Origin of the sequence: Roseovarius aquimarinus (assembly GCF_043661195.1) — a bacterium.
GTDB classification, from domain to species: domain Bacteria; phylum Pseudomonadota; class Alphaproteobacteria; order Rhodobacterales; family Rhodobacteraceae; genus Roseovarius; species Roseovarius aquimarinus.
The window spans coordinates 314,076-329,858 of record NZ_JBIHMM010000003.1 but is presented as its reverse complement, the minus strand read 5'-3'; the positions used below and the strand labels follow the sequence as shown (position 1 = coordinate 329,858).

Below are 15,783 nucleotides of genomic sequence, written 5' to 3'. Positions count from 1 at the left end.
AGGGGATGAAACTCACGCTCACCCATATCGGCCAGCTTGCGGAGCTGCCGTGCGACACGCTCATCGACGCGCGCTCGCCCGCCGAGTTTGCCGAAGATCACCTGCCGGGCGCCATCAATCTGCCCAGCCTCGACGACGCACAGCGCGCCGAGGTCGGTACGATCTACGTGCAGGAAGACCGATTCAAGGCGCGGCGCATCGGCGCGTCGATGGTGGCGCGGAACGTGGCCGCGCATCTCGAGGGGCCGCTCGCGCATCATGGTGGCGGGTGGCAACCCTTGGTCTATTGCTGGCGCGGCGGGCAGCGCTCCGGCTCTTTCGTGTCCATTCTCGAACAGATCGGCTGGCGTGTGCGGCTTCTCGACGGCGGGTATCGCGCCTATCGGCGGCTGGTCGTCGGGATACTCTACGACAGCCCGCTCGCTCTGCGGCCCGTGCTGCTCGACGGCAATACGGGGACTGCCAAGACGCGGCTCCTGCATCTGCTCGAGCGTGAGGGCGTTCAAATCGTCGATCTCGAGGGGCTGGCGAACCATCGCGGCTCGGCCCTCGGCGCGATGGAGGGCGGGCAGCCGACACAGAAGCTTTTCGAGGGGCGGCTGGCACAGAAGCTGGCGACGCTCGATCCGAAACGGCCAGTGGTGATCGAGGCCGAATCGCACAAGGTGGGCACGCGGATCCTGCCGCCGAGCCTCTGGAGCGCGATGAAGGTGGCTCCGGTCGTGCGCGTCACTGCCCCGGTCGAGGCGCGGGCACGCTTCCTCGCCGAGGCCTACGGCGACATGACCGAACGCCCCGAGACGCTTTCAGCCGCGCTCGATTTGCTGCGGCCGCTGCGCGGGCACGAGGCGGTGGATCATTGGCAGGAGATGGTGCTGGCCAAGGACTTCACGCCGCTGGCCGAGGAGCTGATCCGGCAGCATTACGATCCGGGTTACGAACGGGCGCGCGCGCGGCAGGACATGGCGGAGCCTCTGGCCGTCCATCTGCCCGCTTTGGACGACGCCGCCCTGACTGCGGCGTTGCCGGAGCTAATGGCCGCAATAGAGACTGCTAGCGGAACCTGATGCCCGCCTCTGACGGGGTCATTCGTCCGATATCGGCGGCCTGAACCCCAGCGGCTTCGAGCGCGGCCAGCACGTTTGGAGCGTCTTCGGGCGCGAGCGCGGCCAGGAACCCGCCGGCGGTCTGCGGATCGAACAGAATTTCACTGCGCGGCGCATCGTCCAAGTCGGCGAGGCGCGGGGCGGCATGAGCGCGGTTCGCGGCATGGAGCGAAGAGCGGCGTCCGGCCGCCAGCAAGGCCTCGGCGCCGCCCAGAAGCGGAAGGGCTGCGAGGTCGATCTTCGCTCCGCAATCGCTGGCCCGGCACATGGCGGCGAGGTGCCCGGCGAGGCCGAAGCCGGTCACGTCGGTCATGGCACGCGCCGATTTCAGGCTCTGCGCTGCGGTTTGGGGACTATTCGACATGTGCGAGAGCGCCGCTGTCACGACATCCGCATCCGCTCTTCCCGCCATATCGGCGGCGAGGATCACGCCGGTGCCGAGCGCGCCGGTGAGGATGATGTGGTCGCCGGGACGCGCGCCACCGACGCCGATGGGAGTGCTGGCCTCGGGCATGAGCCCGGTCACGGTGTAGCCGATCGTCATTTCGGCGCCTTGCGTGGTGTGGCCGCCGATGATCTCGGCGCCGCATTCGGACATGACGTCCTTCGTGGCCGACATGATTTCGGCAAGAGTCCGCGCCTGAAGCTGCGCGCTCATCCGGGGCAGGACGATGTTGACGAGCGCCGCCTGCGGCTCCGCGCCCATGGCCCATATGTCGCCCAGCGCATGAAGGGCAGCGATGCGGGCCATCAGCCACGGATCGTCGGTGAAGGCGCGCAGATGGTCGGTGCTGACGACTTGAATGCGCCCGCCTATCCTGAGCGCACCCGCATCGTCGCCGGGGCGGATGAGCACATCGTCGCGCAGATCGGTGCGCGCGCCGGCGAGCGCGGTCTCGAGCGCTTCGGGGCCGACCTTGGCGCCGCATCCGCCGCAGATCATCGGATGATCGCTCAGCTCGCGTGCGGCGCCACCCGCCATCTCGCGCGGCAGGGGGGCAGGCGGCATCGCAGGCAGGTCCCGGAATTTCTGCATGAATTTCTGGTCGATCCGGTCCTTCCAGTGCCAGAGACCCGGGAGAGACAGGCCGAGCGCCCCGCGATCGGCCACCGCAGACTTGTCGCCGAGCGAAACCAGCTTGAGATAGCGTTTCTGCGGCTCGAAACGGCGCATTCGGCTCTCGCCCATGAGCGCGGCGCGCAGGTTGTGATGAAGAACCGGCACCGCGCGCACGGCATAGACGCCCGCCTTGGGACGCGGCGCGTGGGCGAGATGGGCGCAATCGCCGGCAGCGAAGATCGCCGGATCGGAGGTGCTTCGCAGATCGGGGGCGACCGTGACGAACCCATCGGTGAGATCGAGGCCCGTATCGGCGAGCCAAGGCCAAGGGCGGGCACCGGCGGCGGCGACGGTCAGAGCGGATCGAATGGCATCTCGACCCTTCAATTCGACACTATCGTGGGTGATTTTGGCAATCTCGGCATTCTCGATCAGATGAACACCGGCGCTGCGGAGCTGCCTGCGCAAGATGCGCTGCGTGGCCGGGGCGACGCCGGTGAGCGCGGCGCCCGTGTCGAGAAGATGCACTTGCGGACGCGTCGCGACGCCAAAGAGGCGGTGCTGCATCGCGAGGGCCAATTCGACACCGGCGACACCGGCCCCCAGGACGGCGCAAAGCGGCTTTTCAGAGCCTGATCTCACCGCTTCGACGAAACGCTGCCAACGGTCGGCGAAAGGGCCGAGCGGTTTGGCGGCGATACCGTGCGCGTCGAAGCCTTCGAGGCGCATCGGCGCCGAGGTGATGCCGATGTCGATCGACAGGACGTCATAGGCGATGTCGGGACGCCCCTCGACGCTGACACGCCGCGCCGCACGCTCGATGGCCACGGCCCGCCCCGTCACCAGCCGGGCGCCGGCGAAGCGCGCGAGGCGCCCGAGGTCGATATCGAGCGCGGTGCGCGGGTAGTGGCCCGCGATGTGGCCGGGCAGCATGCCGGTATAGGGCGCCTTAGGCGTGGGGTCGATCAGCGTCAGCCGTGCGCCGGGGAGCGGGTTCATCCCCCATCTGCGCAAGACAAGCGCATGGGCATGACCGCCGCCGATGAGGACGAGGTCGCGGGTGAGGGGAATATCGCTCTGCATGGTGCCCGAGAGGTGCCTCAATTCGCGCGGCTTGTCGAGATGGCGGAGGCAGCGCGGCCCCGCGTCCGGTTTTCGATGGAAGAGCACGGCGCTTTGTGGAACGGTCGCGGCGGTCACCGCGCCGGAAGATGCAGGGGAGATGCGACTTGGAGCCACGCTTGACGCCTTTCGTTCTGGCGATGGTCGCGCTCGTCGGCATGCTCTGGGGGCTGAACTGGCCCGCGGTGAAATTCATGCTGCGCGAGGTTCCGCCCCTTACGCTGAGGGCGGCCGGGTTCACCGGAGGCGCCATCGTGCTGTGGCTCATGGCCCGTATGCTGGGCCATCGCCTGCGCCCGGCGGCGGGCGAGGCGGGGATGATCGCTGTGACAGGCTTTTTCGTCGTGTTCGGTTTCAACATGATGGCCGCGCTGGGGCAAACGCTGACCGAAGCGTCGCGGGCGGCGATCATCGCCTATACGATGCCCGCGATCACGGCGGTTCTCGCGGCCGTTTTCCTCAAGGACCGGCTGAGCGTGCGGCGCGTTCTGGCCGTGGTCATCGGCATGACGGGTCTGGCCGTGCTCGCCTCGGTCGATCTGTCGGCGCTCGTCGCGTCGCCGTGGGGCGCGCTGCTGATGCTGGCTGCGGCGCTTTCGTGGTCCATCGGCAACGTGCTCGTTCAGGCACGCGCATGGTCGCTCACGCCGCTCGCGCTGACATTCTGGTTCTTCGCGCTTTCGGTCGTGCTGGCCTGGCCCCTCGCGCTGTGGCTGGAGCCGCATGGCACCGCCCTCGGGCTCTCGGCGGAGACGTGGTGGGTTTTCGGCTTTCACGTCGCGGGGCCGATGGCGACCTGCTATCTGCTCTGGAGCGTGCTCTTGCAGCGCCTGCCCGCGACCGTCGCGGCGATCTCGATCCTGACGGCGCCGACGGTGGGCGTGATTTCGGCCATCCTTCTTCTGGGAGAGCCGGTGAGTTGGCAAAAGATCGTCGCTCTGGGCTTGATCGTGGTCTCCATCGCCATCACCCTGACCGGGCGGCCCCGCAAGCCGGCCATGCCCGAGACGGCCTGAAGGAGACCTGAATGCGCATCATCGCCGCGAGGTTCAATCACGAGACGAACACCTTCTCGCCCGTGCCGACGCCGCTCGAGAATTTCGGGCCGCTGCATGGTGCTGCGGCGCTGGAATTCGGTAGGGGCTCGGCGACCGCGTTCGGGGCGTTCATAGACTATGCCGAGAGAATGGGAGCCGAATTGGTGACGCCGCTTTGCGCGACGGCCAATCCCAGCGGGCCCGCGGCGCGCGACGTCTTCGAGGCGCTGGCGGCGCCTGTCATCGAGGCCGCGCGGGAAGGATGCGACGCGATCCTGCTCGATCTGCATGGCGCGATGGTGGCCGAGGGCATCGACGATTGCGAGGGGGAGTTGCTGGCGCGGATCAGGGAGAAGGCGCCGGGTGTGCCGATCGGCGTGGCGCTCGATCTGCATGGGAACATCACGGAGCGGATGGTCCAGAACTGCGACGTCCTGGCCGGGTTCAAGACCTATCCACATATCGACATGCGCGAGACGGGAGCGCATGTCGCGCGGATGATGGCGCGCGTGCTCGAGGGCGCGGGGCGGCCTTGGGTGGCGCGCGTCCATCCGCCGATCCTCGCGCAGACCCTGCGGATGAATACCGAGGTGCCGGGGATCATGGCCGATCTGATCGACTTGGCGCGCGAGATCGAGACACGGGAGGGCATCTGGGCGGCGACGGTGTTCGGCGGCTTTCCCTTGTCCGACATTCCCGACGCAGGCGTTTCGCTGGTCGCGGTCGCCGACGATGCGTCGACCGCGCAAGCCGCCGCGGAAGAGTTGGGGGAGGCCGCGTGGCAGGGGCGCGCGGGGTTCGTCTATGAAGAGGCGCCGCTCGAGGTGTCGCTGGCCGAGGCGCGGGCGGCGTCGGGGGGCGGGGGCGGAGGCCCTGTCCTGCTGCTCGATCACGGGGACAACTGCATGTCGGGCGGCACCTGCGATACGATCGACGTGCTTCGTGCCGCATTGCGGGCCGGGATGCGCGGCATCGTGGCCGGGCCGATCTGCGATCCGGAGGCTGTGGCACAGATGCATGCGGCGGGTGAGGGGAATGCGGTCGAACTCCGGCTCGGCAACAAGGTCGCGCTGCCCGGATTTCCGGAAAATCCGCCGCTCGACTTGACGGGCGACGTCACCTTCGCGGGCCCGGGGCGCTATGTCGTGCGCGGGCCGATCTATACAGGCCAATGCTGCGACATGGGACGGGCCGCTGTCCTGACAACCGAGGGCGCGACAGTTCTGGTGACCGAGCGCCCGCATGAGCCGTGGGATCTGGGCGTGTTCGAATGCGCCGGAATAGATCCTGTTTCGGCGGATTTCCTGATTCTGAAATCGCGCATGTACTGCCGGCCGGTGTTCGAGCCGCTTTGCCGCGCCGTGATCGAATGCGCGAGTGCAGGCATCACAAGCTCGAATCTCGACCTGTTCGATTTCCGCAAGCTGGCGCGGCCTATCTATCCACTTGATCCAATTTCATCCAAATGAGGAGAAAGACATGAGCTTCAACGCATTGGTCGTCACCAAGGACGAGGACAGCGGCAAGACGAGCGCCGCCGTGACGCAGATTTCCGAAAGCGATCTGCCGCAGGGCGACGTGACGGTGGCGGTCGAGTATTCGACGGTCAATTACAAGGACGGGCTTTGCATCGGACCGGGCGGCGGTCTGGTGCGAAATTACCCCCACGTGCCGGGCATCGATTTTGCCGGAACCGTCGAGGAGAGCAGCGACGCGCGTTACAAGCCGGGGGACAAGGTGGTGCTGACCGGCTGGCGCGTGGGCGAGGCGCATTGGGGCGGCTATGCCCAGAAAGCGCGGGTCAAGGCCGACTGGCTGGTGCCGCTTCCCGAGGGCCTCGACACGCGTCAAACCATGGCGGTCGGCACGGCCGGGTTCACGGCGATGCTGGCGATCATGGCGCTCGAGGACGGCGGGTTGAAGCCCGGCGCGGGGCCTGTTCTCGTGACCGGAGCGGCAGGCGGCGTGGGCAGCGTCGCCGTCTCGATCCTCGCCAAGCTCGGCTATGAGGTGGCCGCGGTGACCGGGCGGCCCGAGACGGGTGACTATCTCAAGGACTTGGGCGCGACGCAGATCGTGCCGCGCGAGGATTTGACCGAGGTGACCAAGAAGCCGCTCGAAGCGGAGCAATGGTCGGGCTGCATCGACGCGGTCGCGGGTGCGATGCTGGGCCGGGTTCTCAAGCAGATGAAATACGGCACTTCAGTCGCGGCCATCGGGCTCGCCGGCGGCGCGCCGATCGAGGGGGCGCTCATCACGCCCTTCATTCTGCGGGGCGTCAATCTTCTGGGCATCGATTCGGTCATGCAGCCCTATGCGCGGCGCGTCGAGGCGTGGAAGCGCATCGCGTCGGATCTGCCGATGGAGAAGCTGGAGGCAATGATCCAGCCCGCGACGCTCTCGGATCTGCCGCAGCTCGGACACGATATCCTGAAAGGCAAGGTCAAGGGCCGGGTCGTCGTGGACGTGAATGCCTGACACGTTGTCCGAGGTTAAGAAAACCTAAATAATCCGGGCGGTTGGCGTTGATCCGCCGGCCGGATTTCTTTGACTTTGCGCACGGCTTCGCGTATAGGTTGTGGCATGCTGGAAGAAATGGGTAAGCGGCCCCGGGGTGTCCCCCGGAGGCCGCTTTTTCATTTCGCGCGGGCGGTGGGGCAAGCAACGCAATCGCATGAGGCAGTGATCACGAATGAGTTTGATAACACCCGAAGAGGGACAATCGACCCTGAGCGCGACCGTCACCACTCTGGAGCGTCAGTTGCGCGGCATGTGCGAGGACCTCGAGGCGCTGTCCGACAGGGTCCGCGCGCAGGATTTCGAAGACATCAAAAATCGCAGCCGCATTCTCGGCGATATCCGGCAATGGCTGAAACTGGCAATCGAAGCGGAGACACAACTTGAGCAACGCAAGAAGAAAGAACAGGGGATCGTCAATGGATACGCCCTCGACATGGACGCGGCACGGGATTCGATCGGGTGCCGTCTGGATCGCCTCAGAAGAGCCGGCTGTCCGCGACGCTTTCCTCAATGAGCTGAGCGAGGGGGAGCTGTTGGCGCTGCCCTATCTTTTCGAGTTCTGGGCGATGGAGCATCAGTTGCCGCCCGAGGGCGATTGGCGTTCGTGGGTCATCATGGGCGGGCGCGGCGCGGGCAAGACGCGCGCCGGGGCCGAGTGGGTGCGCCGCATGGTCGAAGGCTCGACGCCGCTCGATTCCGGCGAATGCAGGCGCCTCGCGCTTGTCGGCGAGACGGTGGCGCAGGTGCGCGACGTCATGATCTTCGGCGAGAGCGGTATCCTCGCCTGCTCGCCGCCCGACCGGCGGCCCGAGTGGCAGGCGGGCAAGGCGCGGCTCGTGTGGCCCAACGGCGCCATCGCGCAGGTGTTTTCGGCGCATGAGCCGGAAGGGCTGCGCGGGCCGCAATTCGACGGGGCCTGGGTGGACGAAATGGCCAAGTGGAAGAAGGCGCAGGAGACATGGGACATGCTGCAATTCGCGCTGCGTCTGGGCGAGCGACCGCGCGTCTGCGTGACCACCACACCGCGCAATGTGGGCGTTCTGAAGGAGCTTCTGAAAGCGCCCTCGACGGTGGTGACGAGCGCGCCGACCGAAGCGAACCGTGCGTTTCTGGCGGAAAGCTTTCTCGATGAGGTGCGCACGCGATATGCGGGCACGCGGCTGGGGCGGCAGGAGCTTGACGGCATCCTGATGGAGGATGCCGAAGGCGCGCTCTGGACCGGCGCGGGGCTGGAGGCGCTGCGGGTGGACCTCGCGCCCGAGATGGACCGGATCGTCGTGGCGGTCGATCCGCCCGTGACGGGCGGGCCGAAAGCGGACGAGTGCGGTATCGTCGTCGTCGGCGCCGTGACGCGCGGGCCGGTGCAGGATTGGCGCGCCTATGTCCTGGCTGACGAGAGTGTGACGGCCGCCAGCCCGGCGACATGGGCCGCGGCCGCGGTGCGCGCGATGCAGACCTGGGGGGCGGAGCGGCTGGTCGCCGAGGTCAACCAGGGGGGCGAGCTCGTGTCCGAAGTGATCCGGCAGATCGATCCTATGGTGCCGATCAGAGCCGTTCATGCGGCGCGCGGCAAAGTCGCGCGGGCCGAGCCGGTGGCGGCGCTCTACGAGCAGGGACGCGTGCATCACCTGCGCGGCCTCGGCGCGCTCGAGGACCAGATGTGCGCTATGACCGCGCAGGGCTATGAGGGCAAGGGCAGCCCCGACCGTGTCGATGCGCTGGTCTGGGCCCTGCATGAGCTGATGATCGAGCCGGCGGCGAAATGGCGCCACCCGCGCGTGCGGGCGGTGTGACTGCTAGGCGCCGTGCGGCGCGGCCCAGAGCGCCCAGAAGGCGAAGAGCGGGGCCGCGCCGGAGCGCATGGCGTGCAGGATGCCCGGCGGGTTGTAGAGCGTTCCGCCGATGCCCGGCGTCACCCAGTTGTCCCGGCCTTGCATGAAGTCGCCCTCGCTGAGGACGAGATACGTCTCTTCGGGCGGGTGATCGTGATCCGGGTAGCGGATGTGCGGCGCGACGAGCGAGACGCCGATCCAGACATCGGTGCGGCGCTCGGCACCGCCGGGGCCGACGATCATCGCGTTGGCGTGGTTCTCCGCGAATTCGGGGCTGGCATTCGTGTTGTCGCCGCCGCGTCGATACCAGGTGAGCGACGGCTCGAGCGTCATGAAGGCGGATGAGAGAGCCTTGAGGCTGGGATCGGTGAAATGCGCATCGCTCGTCGCCTGTTGGAGGTGATCGCAGACCGGAAGGCGGGTTCCCGGCTGCGTGGACGGCTCGCCCGGCTTCGACAGGGCGTCGAAGATGCGTGCGATGGAGTCCGATGCGCGCGGATCGCGCACATGAGCCGTGAAGGCGGCGCGCGCGGCATCGAGAAACGTCTGAAGATGTTCGGATCGCATTTCCAGCCCCCAAGATCGGGGCGAATCGTAGCGGCGCGGCAAGCGGCGCGCCAGCGTTTGTTGTGCAATTCCGCATCCTGCGCAGGGGCGCGCGGTGCTGTTCAGTTTTCTTAAACCTTTGGAACAATGATGCCCCCAACAGCGGATGAAGGGCCTTCGCGCCCTTTCAAGCTTGGACAGATCAAGGAGTAGCGGCAGATGATCATGGACTTCTTCAGGCAGAGCGCAGCGCAGCAGCCGCCCAGCGCGCCCGAAGCCAAGGCGAGCGCTGCCGGCCGCGTGATGGCCTGGCATGGAGCGAACCGTGTGGCGTGGAGTGCGCGCGATTCCGGCACGCTGACGCGTCAGGGCTTCGCCGCCAATCCTGTCGGTTTTCGCTGCGTGAAGATGATCGCCGAGGCGGCCGCCTCGCTGCCGCTGGTGCTGCAGGATGCCGAGACGCGCTTTGCCGAGCATCCGCTTCTGACGTTGATGCGCCGCCCCAATCCCGCGCAGGGGCGGGCCGAATTGCTCGAGGCGCTTTACGGTCAGCTTCTGCTGACAGGGAACGCTTATGTCGAGGCGGTGGGCGATGCCCAAGGCGCGCCGGTGGAGCTGCATGTGCTGCGCTCGGACCGGATGAGCGTCGTTCCCGGAAGCGACGGCTGGCCGGTGGCTTATGAATACGCGGTGGCCGGGCGCAAGCATCGCTTCGCTGTGAGCGACGGCCATCCCGCGATCTGTCACATCAAGAGCTTTCATCCGCAGGACGACCATTATGGCCTGTCTCCGATGCAGGCCGCCGCGCAGGCGGTGGATGTCCACAATTCCGCCTCGCGCTGGTCCAAGGCGCTTCTCGACAACGCCGCGCGGCCTTCGGGGGCCATCGTCTACAAGGGCGCGGATGGGCAAGGCGGTCTGAGCAGCGATCAGTATGACCGGCTGGTGAGCGAGATGGAGACGCATCATCAGGGTGCGCGCAATGCAGGGCGCCCCATGCTGCTCGAAGGCGGACTCGATTGGAAACCGATGGGCTTTTCGCCGTCGGACATGGAGTTCCAGAGAACCAAGGAGAGCGCGGCGCGCGAGATCGCGCTGGCCTTCGGGGTGCCGCCCATGCTGCTCGGGGTGCCGGGGGATGCGACCTATTCCAACTACCAGGAAGCGAACCGCGCGTTCTTCCGGCTGACCGTGCTGCCGCTGGCGAGCCGCGTCGCGGCGAGCCTTTCCGATTGGCTGAGCGGATTCGAGGGCACGCTGCTCGAGCTGAAGCCCGATCTCGATCAGGTGCCTGCGCTGGCCGCCGAGCGCGATGCGCAATGGGCGCGCGTCGCCGGAGCCGATTTCCTGACGGATGCAGAAAAGCGCAGCCTGCTGGGCCTGCCTGCCCTGCCCGAGCCGGGAGGCGCGGATGCATGAGGAGCAACGGCCCGAACGCTATGGCTTCGAGGCGTTCGATTGCGCGCCCGCGCTGCGGCTCGAGGCGAATGAGCGGATCGCCATGCTGAAATTCCAGTCCATCGCCGAGAAGCAGAAACGGCTGGAGGAAGCGATGGAGCGGCTGGAGCGGCGGCTCTGGCTGGCGGTCTATGGGATCGCGGGCGCGATCGTGGCGCAGGCGCTTCAACCCTTGCTGGTGGCGCTGCCCTGAGGTTTTGAAAGGATGAGAGTCATGGAAAACGATACGGGGCTCGAACGCAAGTTCGCGCGGTTCGACGCGGATCTGACCGTCAGGGACGGGGTCGGGATCGAAGGCTATGCCAGCTATTTCGGGGATGTCGACCAGTGCGGCGACGTGGTGATGCGCGGCGCCTATGCCAAGTCGCTGGCGCGGCTCGGTGCGGAGCGGCGGCAAGTCAAGATGCTGTGGCAGCATGATCCGGCGCAGCCCATCGGGATCTGGGACGAGGTGCGCGAGGACGCGCGCGGTCTCTACGTCAAGGGCCGCCTTTTGGAGGCCGTGGGGCGGGGCCGCGAGGCGGCTGCTCTGATCGGCGCGGGCGCGATCGACGGGCTGAGCATCGGCTATCGCACGGTGCGCGCGTCCAAGAACGAGAAGGGCCAGAGGCTCTTGCAGGAACTGGAGCTCTGGGAGGTGTCGCTCGTGACCTTCCCGATGCTGCCCAGTGCGCGGGTCGGCGCCAAGGGCGATGCCCTGGGGGGCGGCGACCTGCACGAGTTGGCGGCGGTCTTCGAGGACGCGCGCCGGGAATTGGCGCGCAGGTAGCGGCCGAGCAAGCGGGAAACAGAAGGATCAGGTGATGAACGAGACCGGGATTTCCGGTGCCGGGGAAGGTGTGTCCAACGCACATGCGCCGGTGGCCGAGGTGAAGTCCGCCGTGGCGGGCTTCGTGGCGGAGCTGAAGGGCTTTCAGTCCGACATCGAGAAACGAGTGCAACAACAAGAAGAGAAGATGACCATGATGGAACGTAAATCCTTTGTGCCCGCGCGTCCGGTTCTGGCGGGCGGCGATCACGGCCCCGCCCCCCATCGCAAGGCGTTCAATGCCTATCTGCGCTCGGGCGATGACGACGGGCTGCGCGGCCTCGAGATGGAAAGCAAGGCACTGGGCACGACGATCGCGGGCGATGGCGGCTATCTTGTGGATCCGCAGACCGCGAATGCGATCAAGTCGGTGCTGAGCGCGACCGCCTCGATCCGCGCGATCGCCAATGTCGTGGCCGTCGAGGCGACCAGCTTCGATGTGCTGATCGACCATGGCGACGTGGGCCATGGCTGGGCGACCGAAAGCGCCGGCGTGACCGAGACGGCGACGCCCGGCATCGACCGCATCACCATCCCGCTGCACGAGCTGAGCGCGTTGCCCAAGGCATCGCAGCGCCTGCTGGACGACAGCGCCTTCGACATCGAAGGCTGGCTCGCGGGCCGGATCGCGGACAAGTTCGCCCGCGCCGAAGCGGCCGCTTTCGTCATGGGCAACGGCGTGGACAAGCCTACCGGCTTTCTGACCAAACTGGCGGTCGACAACGATGTCTGGACCTGGGGCAATCTCGGCTATGTGCCGACGGGCGCCGATGGCGATTTCGACGGTGCCGATGCGGTGATCGATCTCGTCTATGCGCTGGGGGCCGAATACCGCGCCAATGCGAGCTTTGTCATGAACTCGAAGACCGCAGGTACATTGCGCAAGATGAAGGATGCCGATGGCCGTTTCCTGTGGTCGGACGGCCTGGCGGCAGGCGAGCCCGCGCGCCTTCTGGGCTACCGCGTGCTGATCGCCGAGGACATGCCGGATATCGCCTCGGGCTCGATGTCCGTCGCCTTCGGTGATTTCGGCGCGGGTTACACCGTCGCGGAGCGTCCGGATCTGCGCGTGCTGCGCGATCCGTTCAGCGCCAAGCCGCATGTCCTCTTCTATGCGACCAAGCGCGTCGGCGGCGATGTGAGCGACTACGCGGCGATCAAGTTGCTGAAATTCGCGGCCTCTTAAGTCAGGCGCGGATCGGGCGGGGGATCTGCCCCCGTCCGGGGCGCGCGCCGCCCGACACTTGATGCGTTGTCCAGCTGCTCCCCTCCGTCCGAGCAACGCTGGGTGGCGCGCGCCTGAAGCACCGGAGGAATCCGGCACTATCGGAGTTGTTCCATGATGTTGATCGAAGAAACCGCGGTCCCGGACGCCGCGCTGCCAGTGGCGCAGTTCAAGGCGCATCTGCGGCTGGGCACGGGCTTTGCCGATGACGATGTTCAGGATGCGGTTCTACAAAGTTTCCTGCGGGCGGCCATCGCGTCGATCGAGGCGCGCACGGGCAAGGTGCTGATCGAGCGGGTGTTTTCGTGGGAGTTGCTGGCCTGGCGCACCAGCTATGGGCAGGCGCTTCCCGTGGCGCCGGTGAAGGCGGTCGAGCAGATCGTCCTGCGGCATGCCTCGGGCAGCGAGCAGATCGCCGATCCCGCGCATTACCGCCTCGAGCGCGACACGCACCGGCCCCGGATCGTGCCTCTCGGCACCGTCCTGCCGCCCGTGCCTTCGGGCGGGGCCGTGGTGGTGCGGTTTCGCGCGGGCTTCGGGACGGGCTGGGGCGATCTGCCTGCCGATCTGGGCCAGGCGGTGCTGCTGCTGGCGGCGCATTACTACGAGTATCGCGCGGATACGGCGCTGGGCGGCGGCTGCATGCCTTTCGGCGTGACGAGCCTCATCGAGCGTTACCGCACGGTGCGCCTTCTGGGCGGGGGTGCGGCCTGATGCACGACGTCAAGCTGAACCGGCGCCTCGTGCTCGAGGCGCCCGAACGCGGGCCCGACGGGGCCGGCGGATATATCGAGACATGGCGGCGCATCGGAGAGCTTTGGGCCGATATCGCGGCGCGCACGGGGCGCGAGACGCAGGACGGCACCGCCGCGCTTTCGAGCGCCGGCTACAGGATCACGGTGAGAGCGGCGCCCCATGGTGCGCCCTCGCGCCCAAAGCCCGAGCAGCGGCTGCGCAGTGGCAGCCGCGTCTTCAACATCACGGCGGTCACCGAGCAGGACCCGCAGGGCCGCTACCTGACCTGCCATGCGACCGAGGAGGTGGCGGTATGAGCTATGGAGGATCCGCGGCGCTTCAGGCGGCGGTCTATGGCCGGCTGATCGGCGATGCCGAGCTGTCGGCGATGGTGGGCGGCGCGATCTACGATGCGCCGCCGGCGGGCACGCTTCCCGCGCTTTACGTGACGCTCGGCCCCGAGGAGGTGCGCGACCGCTCGGACGCGACGGCGGGGGGCGCGTGGCACCGCTTCACGGTCTCCGTCGTCAGCGAGGCCGCAGGCTTCGCAACCGCGAAGGCGGTGGCGGCGGCAGTCGGCGATGCGCTGACCGATGCGGAGCTGAGCCTCGATCGCGGGCATCTCGCGGGGCTTCGTTTCTACCGCGCCCGGGCCCTTAGGGACGGCGCGTTGCGCCGCATCGACCTCATCTTTCGCGCCCGTGTGTCGGACGCGGCCTAACCCTTTCAATCGGAGACGAGACAGATGGCAGTTCAGAACGGCAAGGACCTCTTGATCAAGGTCGACCTGACGGGCGACGGCAATTTCGAGTCGGTGGCGGGGCTGCGCGCGACGCGCATCAGCTTCAACGCCGAGAGCGTGGATGTGACGAGCCTCGAGAGCGCTGGGGGATGGCGCGAGCTTCTGTCCGGCGCGGGCGTCAAATCGGCGGCGATCAGCGGCTCGGGGATCTTTCGGGACGCGGATTCCGACGAGCGCGCGCGGCAGATCTTCTTCGACGGGGAGACCCCCGACTTTCAAGTGGTGATCCCCGATTTCGGCATCGTCGAGGGGCCGTTCCAGGTGACGTCGATCGAATATTCGGGGACGCATGACGGCGAGGCGACCTACGAGCTGTCGCTGGCCTCGGCGGGGCGCCTGATCTTCACGGCGATCTGAGATGGCGAATCCGTGGACCGGCGAGGTGGCGCTCATGATCGACGGCGAGCAGCGGGTGCTCAAGCTCACCTTGGGAGCGCTGGCCGAGCTGGAGGCCGGCCTGGCGGCGGGGTCGCTCGTGACCCTCGTCGAACGCTTCGAGGCGGGCGCGTTCAACACACGCGATGTGCTGGCGCTGATCGTGGCGGGCCTGCGCGGCGGCGGATGGGGCGGAGACGCGCGCGATCTGATCGCGGCGGAGATCGAAGGCGGGCCGCTGGCGGCGGCCCGCGCGGCGGCGGAGCTGCTGGCGCGGGCCTTCACCCTGCCCGAGGACCGATGAGCCGGTTCGACTGGCCGGCGCTGATGCAGGCGGGAATGCGCGGGCTGGGCCTGAAGCCCGCCGAATTCTGGGCGCTGACCCCCGCCGAGCTGCGCGTGATGCTGGGCGACATGCGCGGGAGCGCACCCTTGGGACGCAGTGGGCTGGATGCGCTGATGCGCGCCCATCCCGATACGCGAGGAGCGAAAGACGATGGACGAGAGAGATGATTTCGGCGCGTTCGATGCGCAGATCGAGGCGCTGGACGGCTCGCTGGGGGCTGCGGCTGACATGGCGGCCGCCTTCAACGCAGAACTGGCGCGGGTGCGCGGCACGTTCGAGCGGACGGGCCAGGATGTGGCCACGCTCGACCGCGGGATCAGCCGGGGGCTGAGCCGCGCGATCAAGGGCGCCGTGGTGGATGGCGAGAGCCTGTCGGCCTCGCTGCGCACGCTTGCGACGTCGATGATCAACACCGCGTTCAATGCCGCGGTGAGACCGGTCAGCGATCATGTCGGCGGCCTTTTGTCGAACGGCGTCGGCGCCCTTCTGGGCGGGCTGATGCCCTTCGAGAAGGGCGGCAGTTTCTCCCAGGGGCGGGTGCAGCCCTTCGCCACAGGCGGGATCGTGAGCGGCCCCGTGACCTTCCCGATGCGCGGCGGCACCGGCCTTATGGGCGAGGCGGGGCCGGAGGCGATCATGCCGCTGGCGCGCGGGCCGGACGGCAAGCTGGGCGTGCGCGGCGGCGGCGGCGGGGCGGTGAATGTCGTGATGAACATCTCGACGCCGGATTCGGAGGGGTTCCGGCGCAGCCAGGGACAGATCGCCGCGCAGCTGAGCCGCGCGATCGGGCGCGGTCAGCGCAATCGGTAAG

19 protein-coding genes are annotated in these 15,783 nt (G+C 67.6%); 17 read left to right on the top strand and 2 right to left on the bottom strand.

Annotated features, from left to right (window positions below; all coding sequences use genetic code 11):
* Positions 1 to 5: 5 nt before the first annotated feature.
* Positions 6 to 1,067 carry a tRNA 2-selenouridine(34) synthase MnmH gene (gene mnmH, locus ACGRVM_RS12210; RefSeq protein ID WP_377172025.1) on the top strand — a complete coding sequence of 354 codons (1,062 nt, stop codon included), beginning with the start codon at positions 6 to 8 and terminating at the stop codon, positions 1,065 to 1,067.
* Here mnmH and selD read toward each other — a convergent pair.
* Positions 1,054 to 3,405, bottom strand: a complete 2,352-nt coding sequence (selD, locus tag ACGRVM_RS12205) for a selenide, water dikinase SelD (protein WP_377172023.1) — start codon at positions 3,403 to 3,405, stop codon at positions 1,054 to 1,056. The two genes, mnmH and selD, sit on opposite strands and share 14 nt — an antisense overlap.
* On the opposite strand from selD, the gene ACGRVM_RS12200 reads away from it, so the two are divergent.
* The 5 genes from ACGRVM_RS12200 to ACGRVM_RS12180 all read left to right on the top strand — a co-directional run bounded on the left by ACGRVM_RS12200 (position 3,396) and on the right by ACGRVM_RS12180 (position 8,638).
* Entirely contained in the window at positions 3,396 to 4,304 is a 909-nt protein-coding gene (locus ACGRVM_RS12200) for a DMT family transporter (RefSeq protein WP_377172021.1), read from the top strand. The genes selD and ACGRVM_RS12200 overlap by 10 nt on opposite strands.
* Positions 4,305 to 4,315: 11 nt before the next feature.
* Positions 4,316 to 5,794 carry a M81 family metallopeptidase gene (locus ACGRVM_RS12195; RefSeq protein WP_377172019.1) on the top strand — a complete coding sequence of 493 codons (1,479 nt, stop codon included), beginning with the start codon at positions 4,316 to 4,318 and terminating at the stop codon, positions 5,792 to 5,794.
* A 10-nt stretch (positions 5,795 to 5,804) separates the two neighbouring features.
* Positions 5,805 to 6,803 (top strand): acryloyl-CoA reductase, encoded by a 999-nt coding sequence (gene acuI / locus ACGRVM_RS12190; protein ID WP_377172017.1) that lies wholly within the window; start codon positions 5,805 to 5,807, stop codon positions 6,801 to 6,803.
* Positions 6,804 to 7,017: 214 nt separating this feature from the next.
* Positions 7,018 to 7,359, top strand: a complete 342-nt coding sequence (locus ACGRVM_RS12185; protein WP_377172015.1) for a hypothetical protein — start codon at positions 7,018 to 7,020, stop codon at positions 7,357 to 7,359.
* Complete coding sequence (locus ACGRVM_RS12180; protein ID WP_449619168.1) at positions 7,262 to 8,638, top strand: DNA-packaging protein; 1,377 nt, start codon at positions 7,262 to 7,264, stop codon at positions 8,636 to 8,638. Before ACGRVM_RS12185 ends, ACGRVM_RS12180 begins: the two co-directional genes overlap by 98 nt.
* Before the next feature lie 3 nt (positions 8,639 to 8,641).
* Here ACGRVM_RS12180 and ACGRVM_RS12175 read toward each other — a convergent pair whose 3' ends face one another.
* Entirely contained in the window at positions 8,642 to 9,244 is a 603-nt protein-coding gene (locus ACGRVM_RS12175; protein ID WP_377172011.1) for a dimethylsulfonioproprionate lyase family protein, read from the bottom strand.
* A gap of 198 nt (positions 9,245 to 9,442) precedes the next feature.
* Here ACGRVM_RS12175 and ACGRVM_RS12170 point away from each other — a divergent pair, with 198 nt between their 5' ends.
* The 11 genes from ACGRVM_RS12170 to ACGRVM_RS12120 all read left to right on the top strand — a co-directional run bounded on the left by ACGRVM_RS12170 (position 9,443) and on the right by ACGRVM_RS12120 (position 15,782).
* The gene (locus ACGRVM_RS12170) at positions 9,443 to 10,642 is read left to right on the top strand and encodes a phage portal protein (RefSeq protein ID WP_377172009.1); all 1,200 of its coding nucleotides are present in this window, start codon (positions 9,443 to 9,445) and stop codon (positions 10,640 to 10,642) included.
* On the top strand, positions 10,635 to 10,874 hold the full coding sequence (locus ACGRVM_RS12165) for a GTA head formation protein, RCAP_rcc01685 family (RefSeq protein WP_377172007.1): 240 nt from the start codon (positions 10,635 to 10,637) through the stop codon (positions 10,872 to 10,874). The genes ACGRVM_RS12170 and ACGRVM_RS12165 overlap by 8 nt, the downstream gene beginning before the upstream one ends.
* Before the next feature lie 21 nt (positions 10,875 to 10,895).
* The gene (locus tag ACGRVM_RS12160; protein ID WP_377172005.1) at positions 10,896 to 11,450 is read left to right on the top strand and encodes an HK97 family phage prohead protease; all 555 of its coding nucleotides are present in this window, start codon (positions 10,896 to 10,898) and stop codon (positions 11,448 to 11,450) included.
* Positions 11,451 to 11,484: 34 nt separating this feature from the next.
* On the top strand, positions 11,485 to 12,675 hold the full coding sequence (locus tag ACGRVM_RS12155; RefSeq protein ID WP_377172003.1) for a phage major capsid protein: 1,191 nt from the start codon (positions 11,485 to 11,487) through the stop codon (positions 12,673 to 12,675).
* A 153-nt stretch (positions 12,676 to 12,828) separates the two neighbouring features.
* Positions 12,829 to 13,428, top strand: a complete 600-nt coding sequence (locus tag ACGRVM_RS12150; protein WP_377172001.1) for a head-tail connector protein — start codon at positions 12,829 to 12,831, stop codon at positions 13,426 to 13,428.
* Positions 13,428 to 13,766: a head-tail adaptor protein gene (locus tag ACGRVM_RS12145; protein WP_377171999.1), complete on the top strand. Its 339-nt coding sequence runs from the start codon at positions 13,428 to 13,430 to the stop codon at positions 13,764 to 13,766. Before ACGRVM_RS12150 ends, ACGRVM_RS12145 begins: the two co-directional genes overlap by 1 nt.
* Positions 13,763 to 14,170 carry a DUF3168 domain-containing protein gene (locus tag ACGRVM_RS12140; RefSeq protein ID WP_377171997.1) on the top strand — a complete coding sequence of 136 codons (408 nt, stop codon included), beginning with the start codon at positions 13,763 to 13,765 and terminating at the stop codon, positions 14,168 to 14,170. Before ACGRVM_RS12145 ends, ACGRVM_RS12140 begins: the two co-directional genes overlap by 4 nt.
* A gap of 24 nt (positions 14,171 to 14,194) precedes the next feature.
* Positions 14,195 to 14,608: a phage major tail protein, TP901-1 family gene (locus ACGRVM_RS12135; RefSeq protein WP_377171995.1), complete on the top strand. Its 414-nt coding sequence runs from the start codon at positions 14,195 to 14,197 to the stop codon at positions 14,606 to 14,608.
* Between the two features lies 1 nt (position 14,609).
* Complete coding sequence (locus ACGRVM_RS12130; protein WP_377171993.1) at positions 14,610 to 14,930, top strand: gene transfer agent family protein; 321 nt, start codon at positions 14,610 to 14,612, stop codon at positions 14,928 to 14,930.
* On the top strand, positions 14,927 to 15,139 hold the full coding sequence (locus tag ACGRVM_RS12125) for a rcc01693 family protein (protein WP_377171991.1): 213 nt from the start codon (positions 14,927 to 14,929) through the stop codon (positions 15,137 to 15,139). Before ACGRVM_RS12130 ends, ACGRVM_RS12125 begins: the two co-directional genes overlap by 4 nt.
* On the top strand, positions 15,123 to 15,782 hold the full coding sequence (locus ACGRVM_RS12120; protein WP_377171989.1) for a phage tail tape measure protein: 660 nt from the start codon (positions 15,123 to 15,125) through the stop codon (positions 15,780 to 15,782). Before ACGRVM_RS12125 ends, ACGRVM_RS12120 begins: the two co-directional genes overlap by 17 nt.
* Position 15,783: the final 1 nt, after the last annotated feature.